The organism is Nocardia carnea NBRC 14403 (assembly GCF_000308515.1).
GTDB lineage: Bacteria > Actinomycetota > Actinomycetes > Mycobacteriales > Mycobacteriaceae > Nocardia > Nocardia carnea.
In genome coordinates, this window is sequence record NZ_BAFV01000113.1 from 19,104 (window position 1) to 41,196 (window position 22,093).

The window sequence follows — 22,093 nt, forward strand, 5'->3', positions numbered from 1 at the left end:
TCGCTTCAGAGATCGAGAACCAACGGCCCGCCCGCGGACCGGGAGACACACGGAAGCATGTGGCCGGGGCGTTCGGTGTCGGTGAGGGTGCGGTCGCGGTGGTCGATATCGCCCGCGAGGACCTTGGTCTTGCAGGTACCGCAGAAACCCTGGCGGCAGGAGAAAACGGCGTCGGGGTTTATCCGGCGGATCGCATCGAGCGCGGATTCCGCGGCCCCCACCCGCACCTGCTTACCGGAGGCGGCGAGGGTGAGATCGAATTCCCGGCCGTCGACGATCAGTGGCGCCGAGAATCGTTCGGTGTGCAGCGAGCCGGCCGGGTTCAGCGTGAAGAAGCTGCGCTGGGCGGCGTCGAGAACCGCCGGCGGGCCGCAGACGTACACCGCGGCCCCCGGTGGCGCGTCCGCCAGGATCGCCGGGATATCGGGGGTGCCGAATTCGTCGTCGGGCCGGATATCGGTGCCGGTGGGGAGTTCGCCGAGGAACGGCATGGTGTCGCGGGAACGACCCAGATACACCAGCCGCCCGCGGTCGCCGGCCGCATGCACCATGGGCAGGATCGGGGTGATACCGATACCGGCGGCGACGAACAGGTAGGCGGGGGCGGTCTCCACAAAGGTGAACGCATTACGAGGACCGCGGATCCGTAGTGCCTCACCGCGGGTGAGGGTGTGCACCTCCCTCGAACCGCCGTCACCATCGGACAACCGGCGCACGGCAATGCGATAGCGCGAAAGATCCCGCGGATCACCGCACAGGGAGTACTGGCGTTGCCGCCCGGAGGGCAGGAAGACATCCAGATGCGAACCGGGACGCCAGACGGGGAGCTGCTGCCCGTCCGGACGCCGCAGGGTCAGCGAAACCACATCCGATGCCTCGGCGTGTACCGCTTCCACGGTGACGTCGATATCGAACCCGCTGCGCCGCAGCGGTTTCGGCGGAGAAAACGCGGGTGTGGTGAACACCTTCTTGTAGAGGTCCATGGCAACGCCGAGTATCTGCAGGCTCCGCGACGGCGCCGGTCCGGTGGTGTTCATCCGCGGGCCGCGGGGGAGTGCGCCAGATAGCGCAGGGCGTTGTCCATCGAACCCAGTTGCGAGGGGTGGAACCCCGGCCGCAGATAGCGCGGCATCTCGGTGAAGAACGTGGTGAAACTGGGAATCACACCGCGCACCGTCGCGCTGAGGAACTGCTGCCCCCAGAAGCGTCCCTTCGCCGGGCTCGGATCCTTGCGGTAGAGGTAGGCGGTGGACACCACGAACAACGGCAACAGCAGCCCACTGGCCAGCAGTCCGGTGCGGACCCGGCGCGCATAGCCGCCGTCGACGTGCATATAGGCGTCGAACACCACGCTGCGGTGCTCGACCTCCTCGGCACCGTGCCAGCGCACCAGGTCCAGCATGGTCGGGTCCATCCCGAGTTCCTCGAGCACCTTCGATTCGAGAAGCCATTCACCGATCACCGCGGTGAAATGCTCCATCCCGGCGAACAGGCCCATCCGCTCCTTGAGCCACTCCTGTTCGGCGCGGCCGGTGAGCCCGTGGTCGCCGAGTACTCGATCGACCAGCCAGGCGACCTTGGTGACATAGGATTCGACATCCAGCCCGATCGACTGCAGATGGCGACGTGCGCCCTCGTGGCTGCCCGCATGCATCGACTCCTGGCCGATGAACCCGGTGACCTCCTCCCGGAGCCGTTCGTCGTCGATATGGGGCAGTGCCTCGGCCAGGCAGGCCGCCATGGCGCGTTCGCCCTCGGGGAGGACCAGGTGCATCACATTGGTGACATGGGTCGCCAGCACTTCGCCGGGGATGTAGTGCATCGGGACGCCGGAGAAGTCGAAGTGCACGTCCCGCGCGTGGATCGCGTGGGCTTCCTCGCGATAGGTGCGCGGCGGTGCGCTGTCATCAGCCATGCCTGAACCGTACAATGCAACATATTGCCTTGCAATGTGGTCGCAACAAAATCTTCCGGATTGTTGCCGACCGGGTGCGCACTGCTAGCGTGTCCCGCGTGCCCGCTACCGCCCCCACCTCGAAAGACCCCCTTCCGGACGACCTCGAAGAACGTATCCTCGACGCGGCGCGACGGCAGTTCGAACGACTCGGCGTGAAGAAGACAACGATCGGAGATATCGCTCGGGAGGCGGCTGTCGACCGCGGGACGGTCTACCGGCGTATCGGCTCACGCGACGAACTGGTGCGTGCGGTCACCGCACGCGAGGTCCGCGTTCTACTCGACGAACTACACGGGATTGCCGCGCGGCACGCGACGGTCGACGCCGTCGTCGCCGACCTCTTCGTCACCGTGATCAACCGGTGGCGCGGCCACCCCATGGTCAACCGGGTACTCGCGGTGGAACCCGGCCGGTTACTGCCACAGCTCACCATCGAGGGCGGGGCGTTCTTCACGATGGCGATCAGCACGGCCACCACCGTGGTGGGTGATGCGATGCGCCGGCTACGGCTCCCGGATATCCCCGATCTCGCGACCCGGATCGAGATCGCCGCCCGGATCGTGCACTCGCTCATTCTGCAGCCGATCGGTGCGGTCGATCTCGAATCCCCGGACCGGCTCACGGAATTCGCCCACCGGCATATCGTGCCGCTGATCACCGGCGGGCATCCCGCCCACTGAGGGGCTCGGGCGGTACCGCGCACGACACCATGACACGAGTGTGCGCCGGCCGAATCCGGCCGGCGCACACTCGGATACTGCGATACCGGCCGCGTGTGACGCGGCCGGAATGGTTCAGCGGCTTGCGTAGACGACGAGAAGATCGCGCATGGCACGGATTTCGCGATTTGCCTCGCTCAATGCGGTACGCAAACGGAGATTCTCGTCGAGAAGGTCGTCGAGATCGCCCGTGGTCTCCGCGGTCCGGTCGGCGGTGCGGATATGCACGAGTTCGGCGCCGGCCGCCGTCGCGGATTCCGTCAGCGGCTCGGCTTGGGTATCGGCCGCGCCGATGGCCTCGGCCGCCGGAACCGCGGTGCTCTCGGTCACCGGAATCTCGGACTGTTCGACGGGTGTTTCCGTCTCCGTATTCTGTTCGGATTCCGGAGCTTTCGGCTCGGATTCCGGCACCGGAGTCGCGGCGGCGGGCGCCGGTTTCCGGGTCGCGGCCCGGCGGCGGCGTTTCTTCGGTGCAGCCGGTGCGGCCTCCTCTGCAGCCGGTGCGGCCTCCTCCTGGGTGGGCTCGGCTTCGGGAAGCCCCGCTGCCTTGAGCCAATTGGCGAGTGTGTTCGCCGCGGGCTGGCCACCTTCACGTTCGGAAACCGAAGTGCACGCGGCATTGACCGTTTTGCCTTGGGCGATAAGTTTTTTCACCCGATTGACGAGTTTGGTCTGTTCCCTTTTCGAGTAGCGCACTGCCATCCTCTACCTCCTGCACTCCGAGCGCTTGCTGCGAGAATTGAACCATTGTGCAGCCGTTCTCGTTCAGGCGGGGGCAATAGATTTCCGCAGAAGGGGTGTGCTGTCATTCGGCCGGCGCCCGCCGAGGACCTTTTCCGGCAATGATTTACGAAGGCAATCCGGCCACGACGGTCGCGCCGGCGGATTGGCCGGAGCCGGTGAATTCACTGTGGGTTCGTGAGGGAAACTTTGCGCCCGGCGCATACTCGGCCGAGTCGAGCGTCGGCCCTCAGCCGGTCGTCGAGGCGAAGATATTCCGCTACGCTGACGTGCCCGGTTTCCGTGGTCCCGGCGGCGATCGGGATCCGGCCGATCCACGTCTCGTCTTGGCAACAGACATTCACCCCATCCGGCCCCGGCTGTTAGTTTGGGGCTGCTTTCCGTCGATTTCCGGCACCACGAGCGTGCAGAGGAGGCAGGTGGATGCACGGCCCGGAACGCACGATGATCACCAGGCTGGTGGTGTTCGGGGGAACAGGTGATCTCGCCGGGCGTTATCTACTGCCCGGACTGGCCGCGCTGCGCGCCGCCGGCTATGTGGACGACGATTTCGAGCTGGTCTGCGTGGACCTGAAGGAATGGGACGATTCGCGGTTCGAAGCCTGGGCGCTGGACCAGCTCGATCGGCACGCGGCCGGGATACCGATCGAGGCGCGGCGGGCGCTCGTGGCCACCGCCCGGTACCGGCGTTCCGATATCGGCAATGCCGTCGAGGTGGCCGCACTTGTCGCCGGCGAGGGGCCCGTCGCGGTATATCTGGCGCTGGCGCCGAACCTGTTCCCGGTGGCGATCCGCACCCTGCACGCCGCGAAGATGCCGGCCGGGAGCCGGATCGTGCTGGAGAAACCGTTCGGTGAGGACCTCGCCACGGCGCAGCATCTGAACCGGCTGCTCGCCGATCTGGTGCCCGAACGGGCGGTGTTCCGGGTGGATCATTTCCTGGCCATGACCACGGTGCAGAATCTGCTCGGTAGCCGGTTGGCGAACCGGGTGCTCGAATCGATCTGGAACAGCGCGCATATCGCCAGAATCGAGATCGTCTGGGACGAGACCCTCACCCTCGAGAACCGGGCCGGCTACTACGACCGGGTGGGGGCGCTCAAGGATATGGTGCAGAACCACCTGCTGCAGTTGATGTGCCTGGTGGCGATGGAACCACCCATCTCGCTGTCCGAACGTGACCTGCGCGACCGCAAGGTGGATGTGCTGCGTACGGTGCGGCCGCTCGCGGACGCCGATATACCCCACCGGACCCGCCGCGGTCGCTACCGCGCCGGCACGATCGGCACCAGGGAGGTCCCGTCCTATGTCGACGAGCAGGGCGTGGACCCGCAGCGGGATATGGAGACTTTCGCCGAAATCGAACTGAGCCTGGACAATTGGCGCTGGTCGGGGACCACCTTCGTCCTCCGCAGCGGTAAGGCATTGGCCGAGGATCGCAAGGAGGTCGCGGTGCACTTCCGGCCCGTACCCTCGATGCCGTTCGGCCGCGACGGCGCTACCCGGCCGAATATCCTGCGATTCGGGCTCGACCCGGAATGCCTGACACTGTCCCTCACTGCCGCCGGTACCAGCGCGGACACCTTGGAGCCGTTGACCATGACGGCGCAGATGGCGCCGCCGGAGCTCCCTGCCTACGGGACTCTGCTGCTGAACGTCCTGGCCGGCGATCCCGCCTTGTCGATCCGGGCCGACGAGGCGGAGGAGGCGTGGCGGGTGGTGGCCCCGGTGCTCGCGGGCTGGGCCCGCGATCTCGCGCCACTGGAGGAATATCCCGCGGGTTCGCGAGGGCCCGGCGATATCGAGCGGGGTGGATGAACCCGGTGGACGTTGCGGGCGCCGCACCGCGTTCGCCGCTGCCGTGTGTCGTCGTGATGGGCGTTTCGGGCAGTGGGAAGAGTTCGACGGCCCGGTTACTCGCCCTACGCCTCGATGTTCCGTTCGCCGACGCCGACGATATGCATCCGCGGGCCAATATCGTCAAGATGCGGTCGGGCCGCCCGCTGGACGACACCGACCGGGAGCCGTGGCTGGCGGAGGTCGGTCACTGGTTGCGCGATCGGGCGGCGGACGGAACCGGGGGAGTGGTCGCCTGCTCGGCGCTGAAACGCCGTTACCGCGACAGTTTGCGGGCCGCCGCACCGCGAATATTCTTCCTGCTCCTGACCGCGGACCGCGCCGAACTGGTGGAGCGGATAACGGAGCGAGGCGAGCATTTCATGCCCGCCTCGCTGCTCGATTCCCAGCTCGCCGCGCTGGAACCGCTGGAACCGGACGAACCCGGTACGGTCCTGCACGGCACCCGCAGCCCCCGCCAAGCCGTCGATCTGGCGATCACGAGCCTCGACGAGGTCATCACGGGTGATCAGGGCTGACCGCGCAATCAGCAGCCCATGGGAACATCCTCACCGCGGAACCGGGCCTCCACGAAACTCCAGGCATCGGCAAATCCCGCGACAGCCGCCGTCATATGCTCGGCGATATCGTAGGTGGTCAGTTTCACCGGAGCCCCCGCTTTGCAGGCGCGGTCGGCGTACTCGGCCACCCCGTCATACGGAGTCAGCGTGTCGAAACGGCCGTGCCACAGGTAGGTGGGCATCGCCGGTACACCGTCGAAGTAGCGCAGGCTGTTCTCGTGCAGCACTTCCCGCGCTTCGGGACTGTCCATCAAGCTCTTCGAAGCCGCCATCTGCTCCGCACTGCGGAACGCGCCGTGGAACAGCAGGAATCGGCGGCAGGCGTCATGGGTGAACTCACGGAACCACAGACCGTTCTCGTTGAGTTGTTCCGATATCGGCAACCGGTGCGGATATTCGCGTTCCAACCCCATGGCCGCGGCGAAAGCCAGCCCGAAACCGGGATGCGGGGCGAACCCGAGCCCCAGCGCCATCTGTTCCAGATCGGCCGGGATCCCGCCCGCCACGGCTGCGTCGATCTCCAGTTCCGGGGCGTAGGTCGGTTGCAGGGCCGCGGCCCAGCCGGTGGCGAGCCCGCCGCCGGAATAGCCCGCGATGGCGACCGGGGCATCGGCCAGGCCGAGCTCGGCGACCTGCTGGACGGCGCGGATACTGTCGAGGGTGATCATGCCGCTGAGCCGGCCCGCGGCGTAGGCGACGGTGGGCCCGAGGTAGTCGGGTACGGAGATGGCCCAGCCCCGGCCGATCGGGAGCATCGCCCCGACTGCGTCCTGGAGTTCGCCGTTGAACAGCGACCGTGACGGATTGCAGCGGGTGCCGAGCGAATTGATCAGCGCCTGATAGGAGACCAGCGGCGGATTGTCGACGCCGACCGGCATGAGGACAGTGGTGACACCCAGAATGGGCTGGTTACGGGAATTGGTGGACCGGAAGGCGATCTGATGGCCCTCGGTCCCCAGGTAGAGGCCGGTATCGATGGTTCGGGTCCGGACCACATCGCCGGGCTCGAGGTCGCCCAGGTTATCGGGTTCGGCGTAGAAGGGGTCGGGGTCGGGCTGGGGATACAGCGGTTCGGCTTTCGCCTCGACGCCGAACAGCCCCACCGAGACGAGGGTCAGCAGCAAGATCAGGATTCGGGTGGAAACTCTGAGCACGATCTTCTTTCGGACAGCAGGAAACGACTCGGCGGCGGCCCAGGGGCACTCGTGGTGCCGTTCGGACCGTCGCCGAGGGGGTAGGCGAGGTATGCGGGCGACTGCCGTCGCCGCGAAACTGCCGCCGCGGCGGCCCGGAGGCAGCGAGCGCGGTGATCGCTCGAACGAACTGTCTCCGTTGGCTTGTGGCCGTGGCCCCAGTTCCGCGCTTGGCGGCTTACTTTACGACGCGCACCGATCGTAGCGGTCGCCTCGGCCCGCGTATACGCCCGATTCTGCGTGAGGTCACAAGGAACCGGGCGGCTCTTCTCCATCGGTCCCAAGATCAGTACGGACCGCTGCCCCGCCGTACGATCGGGTGCCGGTCGGTGGGTCGCCGCTGGTGAATCGCGGGGCGAACCGCCGGGGCGGCCCGGCCGCCTCTCATCTACGCCGGGCCCGCACATCCGCCGTGTGCCCGGCGGCGCAGCCCTGTGTGGGTGATCAGGCGGTAGCGCCGTAGGCGTAGTCGTCCAGCGGGAACCGCACCGCCTCGCGGTGGGCGTTCACGGTACTGGTGGGGCGCAGGAGCGCCGCTTCGCCGTGCTGATTGAAGTAGTAGCTGCGGGCGGTGGCGCAATCGCCGCCGTAGAACACCGAGGAATCGAGTTTCCCGGTCACCCGTTCCAGGAAGTCGGTGTTGGCGCGTTCGGTGACCTCGAAGGTCGTTTCGCCGCGGCGCCGCAACTCGCCGAAGAGCCGGCCCATATGTTTCATCTGCGCTTCGATGGTCGTGAAATACGACAGTCCGCTGTAGGAGTACGGGCTGTTCAGGCTCAGGAAGTTCGGGAATTTCGGCACCGTGATGCCCTCGTAGGCCTGGAAACGGTTTTCGCGCCAGAATTTTCCGAGGTCCACCCCGTCGCGGCCGATGATCTCGAAGGCCGGGAAGTTGGCGTCCCACAGATTGAACCCGGTGGCCAGGACCAGGGTGTCGATGGTGGTCCGGCCGCCGTCGGCGGTGACGATACCGTCGGCCTCCACCCGTTCGATCGGATTCGTTTCCAACCGGACGTGGGGTTTGTTGAATGTGGCGAAATAGTGGTTGGAGAACGTCGGCCGTTTACACCCGAAATCGTAGTGGGGTGTCAGTTGCTCGCGGACCCGTTCGTCGCGGACCTGGGCGCGTAGATGTGCCTTGGCCAGCAGCGCGGCGGCCTTGTTCAGCGGCCGCGCCTGTTTGTAGTGCAGGACGCCGACCACCATCAAGGCCTCCAGCATGGTCGTATTGACCATCCGGGCCGCCTTCTGCGTCGCGGGAATCCTCGCGAAGAGCCGCTGAACCGTGCCGGGGATCGCTGTATCGATCTTGGGCACCACCCAGATGGGAGTGCGCTGGAAAACGGTGAGTTCACGGGCGCGGGCGGCGATCTCGGGCACCAGTTGCACACTCGTGGCGCCGGTGCCGATGATCGCGACCCGCCGATCGGTGAGATCGTAGGAATCGTCCCAGGCGGTGGTGTGGATGATCTTGCCGGCGAAGGTGTCGATACCCGGGAAGGGCGGGGTGTAGGGCTGCGAGAGGAAACCGGTCGCGGTCAGCAGATAGCGGGCGGTGAGCGTTTCTCCACCGGCCACGGTGACCGCCCAGTGCTGTTCTGCGGCGTCCCAGTGGGCGCTCTCGACCGCGGTGCCGAAGCGCATCCGTTCCCGGAGCCGGTACTTGTCCGCGACGTGGTCCGCGTATTTCTTCAGTTCGGCACCGGGGGCGAACAGCCGCGACCAGAACGGGTTGGGTTCGAAGGAGTACGAGTAGGTCACCGAGGCGATATCGACGGCGAGACCGGGGTAGTGGTTGACGAACCAGGTACCGCCCAGATCGGCTTCGCGTTCGAGTATCACGAAATTGCCGAGGCCGAGACGGTCGAGTTCGATCCCCGCCCCCATACCACCGAATCCCGCACCGATCACGACGGCGTCGTACCGAGGTGCCACGTCGAACCTCCCAGCGAACTGAACCACACATCACGGAATGACACATCATTCCGTTTGTGATGACCGTATCATCAGGGACGTGACGAAGCCACAGACGCGGGCCGAACGCCGCAAGGCGGAACTGCGGCGCGACATCATCGATACCGCCTTCGTCTGCTTCGCGGAGAAGGGCTACCACGCCACCGGTATCGCCGATATCGCCGCCGACCTCGGTATCGGGCACGGCACCTTCTACCGCTACTTCAGCAACAAACGCGACATCATCGACCATGTGATCGACGATCTGGCCGCCCGTATCGTCGAAGCGCTCGGCACCGAGAACGCCCCCGACGCGGCGAGCACGCTGGGCGAATACCGGCAGCAGATCGAACGGATCGGTGACGCGCTCACCGGCATCCTGCTCGCCGATCGCCGGGTGGCGCAGTTGCTGCTTTTCCACGCGCCCGGGATCGATGACGAGCTGACCCGGCGCCTGTACGGCCTGCTCGATACCGCCGACGCGCTCACGGCCGGATACCTCGATCACGGGGTGGAGCTGGGCTATCTGCGTGCCGATCTGGATACCCGCAATACCGCCCGCGCGGTCACCGGCATGCTGCTCGCCGGAGTGGTCCACGGCCTGCGCGACCCGGACGAACGGGCCATCGCGGAGTTGAACGAGGCCATCCGCCGGCTGCTGATCGACGGGGTCGCCAAGGGGTGACCGGCGCCGGTACGGCCGGTCGGCGCACCGTGCGGGGATCCGATGGACGCATACAGTGGAGTCCATGTCGCCGATGGACGAATGGCATCCGTCCACCGTCGCGGACTGGAGCGATGAACGCCGCCGGACCCGGTTGCGCGAAACGCGCCCGAGTTACCGGTGGAAGGCATTGTCGCGCACCAGACAGGCGTTGCTTCGGGTTGCCGTACTACTGACGATCGCGCTGGTTGCCTTCGCGCAGTACTGGGAGCACGATGTGGCCCCGGAACGGCAGCGCCTGGCCCGTACCGAACCCGCGCTGCTACCGGTCGCCGGACCGGCCGACCCGGATCTGCGGGATACCGCGGTGATCGATTTCGTCGGGCTGGGTGGGCTCAACGCCAGCGATACCGCCGCCGCATTGCCCGCGCTGCGCGAGATGGGGGCGGTCTGGGCGATCCGCTACGACAATCACGGTATCGATACCGAGGTGATCGCCGAACTGGTCGTTCGCGCGGCCGTCATGTCGGGGGTGCGCAATATCGTGCTGGCGGGGCACAGTATGGGGGGAGTGATCGCGCTGGAGGTCGCGCGGCATATCCACACCGGCAGCGACCGGCGGCTACTGGCGGTACTGCTGGATTGCACACCCCTGGACCTCGATGCCGTACGCCCCGAAAGCCGGGGCCTCGGTGAGGATATGGTCCGGTGGATGGGCTGGCTGCCCGGTGCCCGGGAAAGCCGCGGCCTGCGGATCGTGGTGGAGACCTATGCCCGGCGCGAACGGTTCCTCGACTACACGGGCGTCCCGGGTATCCGGCTCGACCAGTTGGGCGCGGCGGTCGAACAGGTGTTGCGGGACAAGATCTTCAACGCCGATGCCGCCAGCAATGGGCTCATCGAATCCCAGTTCCTGGCCATCGTGGCCGGCGGTGCCACCGACGACCTCCGGCAACTGTCCGGTGCGGCGCGCGGTAAACCACGCCCGGCCATCGTCTTCCTCCGGCCACACGATGCCACCCGCGACCGCGTCGTCGACGTCGCCCACACCCATCAGGTGCTGATCGGCAAGGTCGGCGGTGTGGACGGCAATCTGCTGGTGGTGAAGCCGCGTGGCACCGAGCACGCCGATCCACGGCAGCATCCGGACCAATACAACAAGGTGATCGGCCAGCAGGTACTGCCCTTCGTGGAGCGGTACCGGGCGCAGATCACCGCCGCGAGTTCGGCGGCGCCACCGCGGTGACCTCCGACTCCGCGGTACCGGTGAGGTAGCGCTGAACTGTCGGACCGAGCCACGCGATCACCTCGTCCCGGGACATGGTGACCAGCGGCGGAAAGCGCAGGACGAACCGGCACAGGGCCATGCCGAGGATCTGCGTGGCGGCCAGGCCGGCGCGGACCGGGGCCTCGTGTTGATCGTTGTCCGCTGCCGTGATCACGGGGCCGAGCTGGCCGGCGAAGATCGCGCGCATCCGTTCGGCGACGGCCTCGTTGGTGACACCCGCCCGCAGCAGGATGAGCAGGGCCTCGTCCCGTTCCCAGCGTTCGAGGAAGTGCGCGACGAGTGCGGTACCCATATGTTCGCGCGAGACGGCCGACAGGTCCGGTAGCTCCAGATCGAATTCGACGGCCGCGGCGAAGAGTCGCTCCTTGTTGCCGAAGTAGCGCATGACCATGGCCGGATCGATCGAAGCGTCCGCGGCTATCGCGCGGATGGTGGCGCGTTCGTACCCGTCGGCGGCGAAACGCTCACGCGCCGCCGCGAGGATCGTCTCTTTCGTTTCCGCTGCCGATCGCTTCATGTCAACGAGTGTAGGCCAACAAATGTTGACATTACTTCCCGGGCGGCTCTATCGTTGATGCCAACAGTTGTTGACTTCATGGAAGTGCAGGTGAGAGGCATGACCACACCCCAAATCGACGTGATCGTCGTGGGCGCCGGGCCGGTCGGCCTCACCGCCGCGATAGTTCTCACCCAGCACGGGTACCGGGTTCGGGTCGTCGACGATCAGGCCGCCGGTGCGAACACCTCCCGCGCCGCCGTCGTACATTCGCGCACCCTCGAAATCCTCGAGCCCTACGGCGTCGTCCCGGCACTGGTCGACCGCGGAGTGCCGATCCCGCGCTTCACTATTCGCGACCGGGACCGGGCTCTGGTATCGGTACCGTTCGCGGGCCTGCCCACCCCCTACCCCTACACGCTGATGATCTCGCAGGCCGATACGGAAAGATTCCTGCTGGCCCGAGCGACCGAACTCGGAGTCGTCGTGGACCGCCCGGCCACCGTGACGGCCATCGTCCAGGACGACAATTCGGTCACCGCGACGTTGTCCGGCGGCGAATCGGTATCGGCCCGCTATCTGATCGGCGCGGACGGGATGCACAGCACCGTGCGCAAGCAGGCGGAGATCGGATTCACCGGCGGTAGTTACGCGGAATCGTTCGTCCTGGCCGATATCCGCTTGACCGGAGGTATCCCACGCGACGAGGTGATCCTCTACTTCTCCCCGGCGGGCCTGGCAGTGGTGGCGCCGCTACCCGGCGATATGTACCGGGTGGTCGCTGTCGCCGACGACGCACCACACGATCCGGATACCGGGTTCGTGCAGCGGCTGCTGGACGACCGTGGCCCGCGCGCCGTTCCGGCGGTGGTCACGGAGGTGGTGTGGGGTTCGCGCTTCCGCGTCCACCACCGCCTCGCCGACAGTTATCGGCGCGGCCGGATCCTGCTTGCCGGTGACGCCGCCCATGTCCATTCGCCGGCCGGTGGCCAGGGAATGAACCTCGGTATCGAAGACGCCGTGACCACCGGCCGGATGCTGTCCCGGGTGCTGCAGGGAGAGGCCGCGACGCTGCTCGACGGGCATGCAGCCGCGCGGCGCACCACCGCCCGCGCGGTGATGTCGACCGCGGGGCGGCTCACCGATGCCGCCACGATGCCGGCCGCCGCTCGCCCGATACGCAATATCGGGCTGCGTATCGCCGGAGCCGCGCCGATCGTCCGGCGCCGGCTCGCCTACCGGTTGTCCGGGCTCGATCGCCGCTGAACCGGAACCCGAACCCGAACCATTCATCCCGAGGAGCCTGCCATGCGCGTCGTCAACGAACACCAGGCAATCAAAGCCCGCCTCGCAGATCCCACCGGTAATGGGTTCCTGCTGCTCGCCGCCGAGATCGGTGACTGGGCCGGGCCCCTACCGCGACCTTCGTCGGCACGCCGCCGGATCCTGGCACGGATCGGCCGGCCGCTCGAGCGGCTGGCCGCCCGGCACGATGTACTCGAGGTGACGGCCTTCCGTGCCGCACTACGCCCTCCGGGGGAAGGCGCGCAGATCCTTCGGGACGCCGGTGTGCCACCCGCCCGCTTCGATATCGTCGTGCTCGTCAGGTCGGAATCGGTGGCCGGCCTCGCTGCCATCCGCACCGATCCGGACTGGCTCGAGCCGGTCGGCCTGCTGCAAGAGTCGGCCCGCCGCACCCATCTCGTCGCGGCGAGCGGTCCTGCCCGGATCGCCGATGTCGACCACGGCCCCGACCACTGGTTTCTGTTCAACTATTTCTACGGCGACGATCCCCGGACGGTGCACGATATCTGGGAGTACACCGCCGGCTGGTTCCAGCGGAAGACGGCGCTGCCGAATTCGGCACCCATGCGCCCGCTACCGGGTGAGCCCGCCGGCTACACGTTGATCAACCACGCATCGTGGCCGGCGCTGCGCACCTTCCTGCCCGGACTACTGCTGCGGCCGACATTCCGCTCCTTCGTCCTCGCGAATTTCGCCGCGAACGGTATCGCCGCTCAGCCGATCATCTACCGGCGACTGCACTGAGCAGCCCCGCCGTGCACCCACTTGTTCCAGCCGGGATCAGCCGTGGGCGGTGCGGATCGATCGCTGTTGTGGGCCTGCGCTCGGACGCCGATCCGGAGCGAATGTTCCCCGAGGGGCGTGATGGCGGTTATATGGATTGCCCGGAGATCGCCAGGGCATCCCGCGGATGTGGATCTCACGGCGCTTTCTACCGTGCCGGAAGCTCGTGGGCATCGGTAATACTACGGCGCGGCCGGATCACAGGGCTGTGAACTGCCTCGAATCTCGTCTACCGATTCCGCATAACGCCGCCCGCTACGGCCGGGAGCCGGAAAATTTTCCGGCGGCCCTGTTTGCCCGGAAACGTCCCGGGTAGTTGCCGGGATGTAGCCGATCGGCACTCCGCACTGAGTGCCCGGCGGTTACCCGAAAAGAGCCGATGCCGCGCCCGATGCGGAACCGAACACCGGGAGCGGCGAGCACGCCGAATCGCGGCGGCGACCGGCACCCGGGCCGGGGACAGCCACCCCCGAAGCGCCCGGATCCGGGACCGGTCCGCGTGACGCGACTCGGTTCGCCGATCACGTATCGGACGAGAAGCTAGGAGGAGTCATGGCTCAACAGGTGGAAGAACTGATCGGAGACGCCGTCTACGATCTGGACGGCGACAAGATCGGCAAGGTGAAGCGGGTCTACGTCGACAATTCTTCCGGCGCCCCGACCTGGGCGTCGGTGAGCACCGGACTGTTCAAGGACGATTCACTGGTACCGCTGGCCGGCGCCCAGCTGCGGCAGGACACCAGCGAACTGCAGGTCCGGGTGCACAAGGAAGCGGTCAAATCCGCGCCGCATCTGGAACACGACGGCCTGATCAGCCGCGAATCCGAGGACGAACTGTTCGTCCACTACGGGATCGACCCCGGTCACGCCGGCTGGGAGGACTACGGGCGGCACGCCGAGCGCCCCGGCGGTGAGACGACCGGTATGGGCACAGCAGCCGGTATGGGTACCGCCGCCGGTATGGGCACCGCTGCGGGTACGGGCACCGCTGCGGGCATGGGCGGAACCACCGCATCGCCCGCGGACCGGGAATCCATGGTGCGCTCGGAGGAACGCCTCGACGTCGGCACCGAACAGCAGGAGTCCGGCCGGGCGCGGATGCGTAAATACGTGGTTACCGAGGAACAGTCGGTCACCGTGCCCACCAGCCACGAGGAGGTGCACGTCGAACGGGAACCGATCACCGACCCCAATGCGGTGAATGCGGACCTCGGTGACGAAGAACGCGAGGTCACACTGCACGAAGAGCGGGTGACCGTGAACAAGGAATCCGTCCCGGTCGAACGGGTCCGCCTCGCGGTCGACGAGGTCGAGGACGAACAGACCGTCTCCGATACCGTCCGCAAGGAACGGATCGAGACCGAAGGAACCGATCGCGACGACCGTCGCTGAGTCACACACGCCGAGGGATCCCGGGTGACAGACCCGGGATCCCTTTTCGTCGAAAACCCCGCCCTGCTCTGTATTCGTCGACCGTCGTAGCGGAGAGCAGATGTCCCGGTGTGCGAACGCGCCATCGGCTGCACCGATGACTTTTCGGTGCAGCTGCCGTCCCTACGTCCGGATGAACCGGCAGACAGGAGTGCAGGCATGGCAGGACCGTTGAAGACCTCGGTGCGGGCAAACGGTGTCGCTCTCGGCGTCGAGAGCTTCGGCCGCGACGACGATCCGCTGGTCGTGCTGGCCGGTGGCACAACACTGTTGTCCTGGCCCGATGTGCTGTGCGAGCAGCTCGCCTCGGCCGGGCGGCGTGTGGTCCGCTACGACTTGCGCGACTCCGGCGCATCGACGACCCTGGACCCGGAGAACCCGGCATACGACCTGCGGGATCTCGTCGCCGACACGGTCGCGCTGGTCGAGCTACTCGGTGCCCGGACCGCCCACCTCGGCGGGTTCGGCGTCGGCGGGATGGTCGCTCAGGTCGCCGCGCTGGACCACCCGGACACGTTCTCCGCACTGACCCTCGTCGCCACCCGGCCGGTGGCCCCGGGCCCCGTCGACGAGGACCTGCCCGATCACGATCCTGCGGTCTTGGGGGCGATCTTCTCCCGCCCACAGCCGGACTGGACCGACCGCGACGCTGTCGCGGCGTTCGCCGCCGAGGGTGCAGAGCCGATGGGCGACGATCCGCAGCAGGCGCGTGCGACGGCGGCCCGGATCTGGGACCGGACACCGTCGAGCGATCCCGCGGTACACCAGGCGAACCAGCTCGGGATGGTGTTCTCCCGGATCGACTGCGCCCCGCGCTGGCGGGAGCGGCTCGGTGAGCTCGATATGCCTGCGCTCGTGGTGCACGGCCGCGCCGACCCGTTCTTCCCGGTCGGCAACGGCGAGGCCCTCGCCGCCGAAATCCCCGGGGCGCAGCTACTCGTTCTCGATGACATGGGTACCGCCTTGCGCGACGCTTCGGCCGAGCGGGTCGCTGCCGCCATGCTCGCCCTGTAACCATCCGGACAAGAGGCATCTCGAACCGGCGGATCGCACGACACAGCCCTGTGGTGGGCGGCGATACCGGTTACGCATCCTGCTCGACCTCGGCGGGTTCGGCGTTCTCCGCCTCGGTGAGCGATTCCTGTTCGCCGCCGGGCAAAGCCGGGGTCTCGGCGCGACTCGTTCCCACGCCGGGAAGCAGCCGTGGGAGCAGGGTGGAGCCCGCGGTGGCACCTGCCGCCGCTGTGGTCGCGACCGACCAGCCGATCGGGCCGAGCGGGGTACAGCCGAAGTAGGCCCCCAGCCCCGGTGTCATGACGACGATCCCCAGCACCGCACCGCTGGCGGCGGTGGTGACCCAGACCAGTGGGCTGCGGTAGCCGGCGACCAGGGTCTGGCCCAGCTGGGTGCCGATCAGCGCGACCAGCCCGATGGTGTCGGCGCGCCGCTGGGTGCCGGTATAGCGGCCGACCAGCCACGCGGCGGACGCACCGGTCGCGGTCGCGACACCGCGGACGGCGATCGTCCGGATGAGATCGGATCCGAGGCTGGCCGGTGGGATGGCGGCGAGCTGACGTGCCCGCTCCTCCACCCAGTCCGGGTCATCCTGTGTTTCGACACCTTCCTGGCCACCGGCGAGGGCGAGCGCCAGGGCCGGGAACATATCGGTGAGCAGGTTGACCAGTAGGAACTGGCGGGTGCCCAGCGGTGCCCGGCCGCCGACCGCGGTCCCGAACAGGGTGAACGCGATCTCGCCGGCGTTGCCGCCGACCAGCACCGCGACCGAATCGGCGACCCGCTGCCACATACTGCGGCCCTCGACCAGCGCGTGCAGCAGGGCCCGCGGGTCGGGTTCGGTGAGTACCAGATCGGCGGCATTGCGGGCGGCCGCCGATCCGTGCGCGGCGATACCGATCCCGATATCGGCGGTGCGGATGGCGGCCGCATCGTTGCTGCCGTCACCGGTCATTCCCACGACATGGCCGCTACGGCGCAGCGCCGTGACGATCCCGACCTTCTGCTCCGGGTCGATACGGGCGAATACGGTGCTGCGTTCGATCAGTTCCCGCCGCTCGGTGTCGTCGAGTTCGTCGAGGTCGGCGCCCGTGGTGACTGTGCCCACGGTGATGCCGAGCTGCCGGGCGACCGCGGCCGCGGTGACCGGGTGGTCGCCGGTGATCATGCGGACACCTACGCCGTTGTCCTGCAGCGCGCGAACGAGATACGGGGTCTGCGGGCGCGGTGTATCGGCGATTCCCAGGAACCCGAGCAGCGTGAGTTCCTCGACGGCGTTCTCCATATCCTGCGGATGTTCCGGCAGGTCGCGGCGGGCCACCACGAGGACCCGCAGACCCTGTTCGGCGAGGTCGTGCACCGTGGCATCGGCGCGTTCACGCAGCTCGTCGGTCAGCGCCGGATCCGGTTTCGTACCGGTACGCACCCGCGTGCAGCGCGGCAGGACGACCTCCGGTGCGCCTTTGACCATGAGCCGCAGTTTGTGCGCGGTCTGACCGAAGGCCGCGGCGTATCCGCGGTTGGATTCGAACGGGATCTCGTCGAGGGGGTCCCAGCGGTGCGCATCGGATCCGAGTGTTTCGGCGGCGTCGAGGACGGCTCGATCGGTGGCATGCAGCACCGGCCCGTCGTCGGGTTCGGGGCAGGCCCGGGCGGCGGCCCGCAACAACCGCTGCGCCGTGGCGGAATCGCTGTCGGGCCGCCATTGCTCGTCGAGATCGGCGAGTGCGGTGAGCCGCAACCGGCCCTCGGTGAGGGTGCCGGTTTTGTCGAAGCACAGTTCGTCGACCCGGCCCAGGGCCTCCACCGCGCGGTTGGCGCGGACCAGCACCCCGTAGCGGGACAACCGCCGCGCGGCCGCGAGCTGCGCCACCGTCGCCACCAGGGGCAACCCTTCGGGTACCGCAGCCACTGCCACCCCGACACCGTCGGAGATCGCCGCGCGCAAGGTGCGCCCGCGGAGGCCGCCGAGCGCGGTCACGATCGCGCCGCCGGTCAGTGTCAGCGGTAGCGCGCGATCGGTGAGCGAGCGCAACTGCGCCTGCACACCACCCTTGTCCGGTGGTACTGCACCGGCGGTTGCACGGCCGGCCTGGGTATCGGCGCCGACCGCGACGACCACCGCCACCGCGGAACCGCTGACCACAGTGGTGCCTTCGAAAACGAGGCAGGCGCGATCGCCGACAGCGGCGCCCGGCGTGGCCTCGACGCCTTTGGGGACCGTCACCGATTCCCCGGTCAGCCCGGATTCGTCCATCTCCAGGTCCTCGGTGCGCAGCAGTCGCGCGTCGGCGGGCACCACCTCGCCCGCACGGACGACGAATACGTCCCCGATCTCCAGGCAGTCGGCGGGCACCTCGGGCCCCGCCGGTTCCGCGGCGCCGATGTCGGCCCGGTCGATCACCCGGCCGGTCAACCGCTCGCCTTCGAGGAGTTCCTGCAATTCGTTCTCCGCGGCCTGCCGCTGACGGGCGGAGATCATGGCGTTCACGGCGAGCACGGAAGACAGCAGTACGGCATCGGAAGGCGCACCGAGAATCGCGGTCGCCACCGCCCCCACGCCGAGCACCGGAGTCAGCGGATCGGCCAGTTCGCGCCGCATATGGCCGAGATAGCCGGTGACCGGCGCGAGCGCGTTCGTTATTGCACCGCGGCCGGCAGGTTCGCCGGTCTGCCGCTGCGCCGGGTCCGTCGGCTCCGGCAACCGGGACAGCACCTCGTCCGGTTCGAGCGCATGCCAGGGCAACAGCGGTGCGGGCGCGCCCACGATATGCGGCCGGGCGGCCCGCAGCCCGGTCACCGCGCCGTTGAACAGTCCCGCGAAATTCGCCGCGATCATCGGTGCGGTCCGGGACCGGGTGGCCGGTGCGGCGGCCAGGATCAGCCCGGTGAGGCTGCACGCCGACAGCGCCAGGGTGCGACCGCGTTCGCTGACCTGCCGCGCGGGCCCGACCGCCGCCAGAGTGCGCCGCACCTGCTCCAGGTTGCGGCACAACAGATCCGCCGACCACGGCACATGGATACCGCCGCCTTCGCACCCGATGAGACCGATCGCGACATCGGCGTGGTCGAGGGCCTTGTGCGCCCGGGTACTCAGCACCGCCACCGCGTGACCGTCCTGCTGCAGGCGTTCCACATGCGCGCTCAGCGATCCGCGCGCGGAGACGAATTCGTCCGCGAGCCCGCGTAATTCGGCGGCGTCGCGGTGGCCGGCCAGCACGATGCGCAGCCCCGCGCGGCGGGCGGCGTTGAGCACCCCGTGCGCGCGCGGATCCAATTCGCGGCCGACCAGTACCCGTCCGACGGCCTTGTCGCCGTCGCGCAGTTCCCGTTCGACGGGGCGGCTGGTGCTGCCGCGATCGCGTGTTCCGGAATGCGGGTGCACGAGCCGCAGCGGATGGCCGTCGGCGCCGGTATCGTCCTCCGGTTCCCACAGCAACCGCTGCGCGGTACTCCAGACCCGCGCGTCCGGCCACTCCGGATCCGAACTCTCGGCCTCGAGTACCACCCGCCGGGTGGTCGCCAGGGATTCGGCGTCGACGACCACCGCCGTCAGCCTGTCGAAGCGACGCCACGCGCCCGGGTGCAGCGTCAGGACACCGGCGGCGGACAGGGTCGTGGATACGGTGGCCGAATAGACCTCCCGCCCGGCCCGCGCCGCTTTCGGAGCGCCGAGGATGAGGGCGTCGGCGATATCGCCCGCCCGGCCGAGTCCGGCGAGGGCGGTGGCGCCGGCGAGTGCCGCGGCGGAGGTTTCGTCGGCGACCCGCTCCACCGGCCCGCGCGGCATATCGGCAGGGCGGGTGAACCGCGGTAGCGGTTTGTCGACCCGGAAATGCTCGGCGTCGACGATATCGGCCTCCCATTCGCGCCACTGCGCATGCCGGGCCATGGCTTCGGTGAGGGCGAAACCGCGCTGGACGGTATCGGCCACCAGATTGGTCACGCCGCCGGCCGCGCCCTCGCCGAGCGCCGAACCCGCGGCATTGGCCACCGCCAGCAGCAGATCGGTGCGGGTACTGCCGAGCCGCTCCTCGAGGTGCCGGCGCAACCGGGGCTGGGCGTCGGTGAACGCCGCCACCGATCGCACACCGCGCATGACCCCGCGCAGCGGCGGTACGGTGCCGGCGGCGGAGATCGCGATCGCGCAGATATCGCCGGCCACCTCGATCGCGGCTGCGATCACCGGTTCCCGGTCTGCCGGGAACTCCACGGCGCGGCTCCAGCCCGCGTCGGCGACCTCGGATTCGCGTTCGACCTCTTCGATCTCCGCGAGCAGCCGGTCGAGGTCGGCGCCGCTGGACAGCGCCGTCACGATCCGCCCGGTCACGGCGTTGACCCGCCACCACTTCACCCCGCGCAACCGGCCCAGATGCTGTTCCAATGCCCCGGTGACCGCGGACCGGTGGCTGTCGTCCAAGCCCTGGACCTCGATGGTCGCCATATCGTCGGAGAACGCGATCCGGCGTTGCGCGCGCCGGTCCCGTGGGTCGAGCAGGGCGGTCAGATCGTCGCGTAGCCCGCTGTTCTGGCCGGGGAGCAGGGGCGCGATACCGGAGGCCACCGTCGTGGCCATCTTCTCCGCGGTCCGCACCGGGGTTTCCACCACCTGCATCCCGGTGTCGACTGCCCGCTGGGCACCCGAACGCATCGCCCCGGTCACCGTGGCGACAGGTGTGGTGATCAACCGTGGAGACAGCAGCGAGCGCACAGTGGGGGACATACCGGGGCGCTACCCGGCAGACGCCGCCGCAAACGCGCCGGACGGGCTCGCCGGGATGTCGGAGGGTGTCGATAGTCTCGCCGCATGTCTTCGGCATGGTTGCGCGCGAACGCGGTGTCCTGGTCCCTGCCCCGTACTCCCGGTACGCTCGCCGGCGCCCTTGCCGATATGGAGTTCGTCCAGGCCGATCCGATCCGGTCACCGGCGCGCGCCCAGGATCTGATCCTGCGCCAGCGTGTCCGCGGTTACCGGGCCGGGGATCTCGATCGCCGCTATCGCGAGCTCGGCATCGACGAAGATTTCGTGTACGCCTACGGCTACACGGTGCCCCGGCTGCGTCCGCTCCTGCACCCCCGTCGTCATCCGCGGGCGACGAACGGCGCCTACCCGCACGACACCCACTCGGCCGAGGTCCTGCAATTCGTCCGGGACCGCGGGGTGGTGCATCCGCGCGAACTGCAAGAGCATTTCGGCCATCGCGGGGTGGTGAACGCCTGGGGCGGCACCTCCTCGGCGACCACGGTGTTACTCGAGGAGTTACACCGCTACGGGTTGCTGCGAGTGGCCGACCGTGTCTCCGGTATCCGTCGCTACGAGGCGGCGCGGGCTGCCGTGGAACCGGTGTGGGACCCGGCCGCGCGGCGCCGGGCGCTGGCGCTGCGTATCGCCCGCACCCTCGCACCGGCCGCGGAATCGACACTCACCGCAACGGTCAACCGGACCATACGCCCGATCGGCGACGCCACCGGCTCGGCCACGATCCGTGAACTACTTGCGACCGGTGAACTCGCCGCCCGCGTCGTCGACGGCGTGCGCTATCTGTGGCCGGCCGATCTGGTTCCCGCGGACCGCCCGGCGCCGGCCCGGGTCCGTTTCCTGGCACCGTTCGACCCGCTGGTGTGGGACCGGAAACGATTCGGCGCGATCTGGGGATGGGATTACCGATTCGAGGCCTACACACCCGTAGCGAAGCGGGTCCGCGGTTACTACGCGATGCCGATGCTGTGGCGCGACCGAGTGATCGGCTGGGCCACCTGCGCGGGTGCGAACAGCGAGGTCGACGTGGGTTTCGTCGATGGCGTTCCCAGGAGCAAGGCCTTCGCGACCGCCCTGGACGCGGAGATATCCCGGTTACGGGACTTCCTCCGCCCGGACCGGGAAAAGAGCCCCACCGCGCGCTGAGCCCTGCACTCGATCCCCTCGATCACGCCGCCCGCCGGTACCGGCGATCCGAGTGAGGAGTCCGCAGAACGCCCTCTCCCGCGTCCAAGGGGGCATTGTTCGCGGGCGAATATCGGCGGAGGCATTGATGACCTGGCGGGTGCCGAGCTGTGCCACACGAAAGCATCCGGCCTGGATCGCGCGAATCGGTCGACGCCCATCGGCCAGGGCCCGCTACTTGCTGCTGC

The 22,093-nt window shown here is 68.2% G+C and carries 17 protein-coding genes; 10 read left to right on the forward strand and 7 right to left on the reverse strand.

The window, feature by feature from the left end; genetic code table 11:
• Window positions 1–5: 5 nt before the first annotated feature.
• Both ON22_RS28245 and ON22_RS28250 read right to left on the reverse strand, forming a co-directional pair.
• A complete protein-coding gene (locus tag ON22_RS28245) occupies window positions 6–1,037 on the reverse strand; it encodes a PDR/VanB family oxidoreductase (RefSeq protein WP_033242823.1) in 1,032 nt (343 codons plus the stop codon).
• On the reverse strand, window positions 1,034–1,915 hold the full coding sequence (locus tag ON22_RS28250; protein ID WP_033242824.1) for a metal-dependent hydrolase: 882 nt from the start codon (window positions 1,913–1,915) through the stop codon (window positions 1,034–1,036). The genes ON22_RS28245 and ON22_RS28250 overlap by 4 nt, the downstream gene beginning before the upstream one ends.
• 98 nt (window positions 1,916–2,013) lie before the next feature.
• Here ON22_RS28250 and ON22_RS28255 point away from each other — a divergent pair, with 98 nt between their 5' ends.
• Complete coding sequence (locus ON22_RS28255; protein WP_051158201.1) at window positions 2,014–2,637, forward strand: TetR/AcrR family transcriptional regulator; 624 nt, start codon at window positions 2,014–2,016, stop codon at window positions 2,635–2,637.
• 114 nt (window positions 2,638–2,751) lie between these two features.
• Here ON22_RS28255 and ON22_RS35005 read toward each other — a convergent pair whose 3' ends face one another.
• Window positions 2,752–3,378 (reverse strand): hypothetical protein, encoded by a 627-nt coding sequence (locus ON22_RS35005; protein ID WP_051158196.1) that lies wholly within the window; start codon window positions 3,376–3,378, stop codon window positions 2,752–2,754.
• Window positions 3,379–3,840: 462 nt separating this feature from the next.
• On the opposite strand from ON22_RS35005, the gene ON22_RS28265 reads away from it, so the two are divergent.
• Window positions 3,841–5,235: a glucose-6-phosphate dehydrogenase gene (locus ON22_RS28265; protein ID WP_197039635.1), complete on the forward strand. Its 1,395-nt coding sequence runs from the start codon at window positions 3,841–3,843 to the stop codon at window positions 5,233–5,235.
• Window positions 5,232–5,792 (forward strand): gluconokinase, encoded by a 561-nt coding sequence (locus ON22_RS28270; protein ID WP_081595901.1) that lies wholly within the window; start codon window positions 5,232–5,234, stop codon window positions 5,790–5,792. Before ON22_RS28265 ends, ON22_RS28270 begins: the two co-directional genes overlap by 4 nt.
• Window positions 5,793–5,800: 8 nt before the next feature.
• Here ON22_RS28270 and ON22_RS28275 read toward each other — a convergent pair whose 3' ends face one another.
• Window positions 5,801–6,967 (reverse strand): lipase family protein, encoded by a 1,167-nt coding sequence (locus tag ON22_RS28275; RefSeq protein ID WP_425339827.1) that lies wholly within the window; start codon window positions 6,965–6,967, stop codon window positions 5,801–5,803.
• A 504-nt stretch (window positions 6,968–7,471) separates the two neighbouring features.
• Window positions 7,472–8,962, reverse strand: coding sequence for a flavin-containing monooxygenase (locus ON22_RS28280; protein ID WP_033242826.1), 1,491 nt, complete (start codon window positions 8,960–8,962; stop codon window positions 7,472–7,474).
• A gap of 37 nt (window positions 8,963–8,999) precedes the next feature.
• Here ON22_RS28280 and ON22_RS28285 point away from each other — a divergent pair, with 37 nt between their 5' ends.
• Together ON22_RS28285 and ON22_RS28290 are read left to right on the forward strand one after the other, a co-directional pair.
• Window positions 9,000–9,665, forward strand: coding sequence for a TetR/AcrR family transcriptional regulator (locus ON22_RS28285; RefSeq protein ID WP_051158197.1), 666 nt, complete (start codon window positions 9,000–9,002; stop codon window positions 9,663–9,665).
• Between the two features lie 64 nt (window positions 9,666–9,729).
• Window positions 9,730–10,890 (forward strand): alpha/beta fold hydrolase, encoded by a 1,161-nt coding sequence (locus ON22_RS28290; protein ID WP_033242827.1) that lies wholly within the window; start codon window positions 9,730–9,732, stop codon window positions 10,888–10,890.
• Here the strand turns inward: ON22_RS28290 and ON22_RS28295 are convergent.
• Window positions 10,856–11,449, reverse strand: a complete 594-nt coding sequence (locus tag ON22_RS28295; protein ID WP_051158198.1) for a TetR/AcrR family transcriptional regulator — start codon at window positions 11,447–11,449, stop codon at window positions 10,856–10,858. The two genes, ON22_RS28290 and ON22_RS28295, sit on opposite strands and share 35 nt — an antisense overlap.
• A 99-nt stretch (window positions 11,450–11,548) precedes the next feature.
• On the opposite strand from ON22_RS28295, the gene ON22_RS28300 reads away from it, so the two are divergent.
• The 4 genes from ON22_RS28300 (at window position 11,549) to ON22_RS28315 (ending at window position 15,961) form a co-directional block, all read left to right on the forward strand.
• On the forward strand, window positions 11,549–12,694 hold the full coding sequence (locus tag ON22_RS28300; RefSeq protein ID WP_033243088.1) for an FAD-dependent oxidoreductase: 1,146 nt from the start codon (window positions 11,549–11,551) through the stop codon (window positions 12,692–12,694).
• 42 nt (window positions 12,695–12,736) lie between these two features.
• A complete protein-coding gene (locus ON22_RS28305) occupies window positions 12,737–13,477 on the forward strand; it encodes a hypothetical protein (protein ID WP_033242828.1) in 741 nt (246 codons plus the stop codon).
• Window positions 13,478–14,068: 591 nt separating this feature from the next.
• A complete protein-coding gene (locus ON22_RS28310; protein ID WP_033243089.1) occupies window positions 14,069–14,908 on the forward strand; it encodes a DUF2382 domain-containing protein in 840 nt (279 codons plus the stop codon).
• Window positions 14,909–15,106: 198 nt separating this feature from the next.
• Complete coding sequence (locus ON22_RS28315) at window positions 15,107–15,961, forward strand: alpha/beta fold hydrolase (RefSeq protein WP_033242829.1); 855 nt, start codon at window positions 15,107–15,109, stop codon at window positions 15,959–15,961.
• Window positions 15,962–16,031: 70 nt separating this feature from the next.
• Here the strand turns inward: ON22_RS28315 and ON22_RS28320 are convergent, their stop codons facing one another.
• Entirely contained in the window at window positions 16,032–20,684 is a 4,653-nt protein-coding gene (locus ON22_RS28320) for a cation-translocating P-type ATPase (protein ID WP_081595903.1), read from the reverse strand.
• Between the two features lie 84 nt (window positions 20,685–20,768).
• Here ON22_RS28320 and ON22_RS28325 point away from each other — a divergent pair, with 84 nt between their 5' ends.
• A complete protein-coding gene (locus ON22_RS28325; protein ID WP_033242830.1) occupies window positions 20,769–21,866 on the forward strand; it encodes a DNA glycosylase AlkZ-like family protein in 1,098 nt (365 codons plus the stop codon).
• Window positions 21,867–22,093 lie beyond the last annotated feature (227 nt).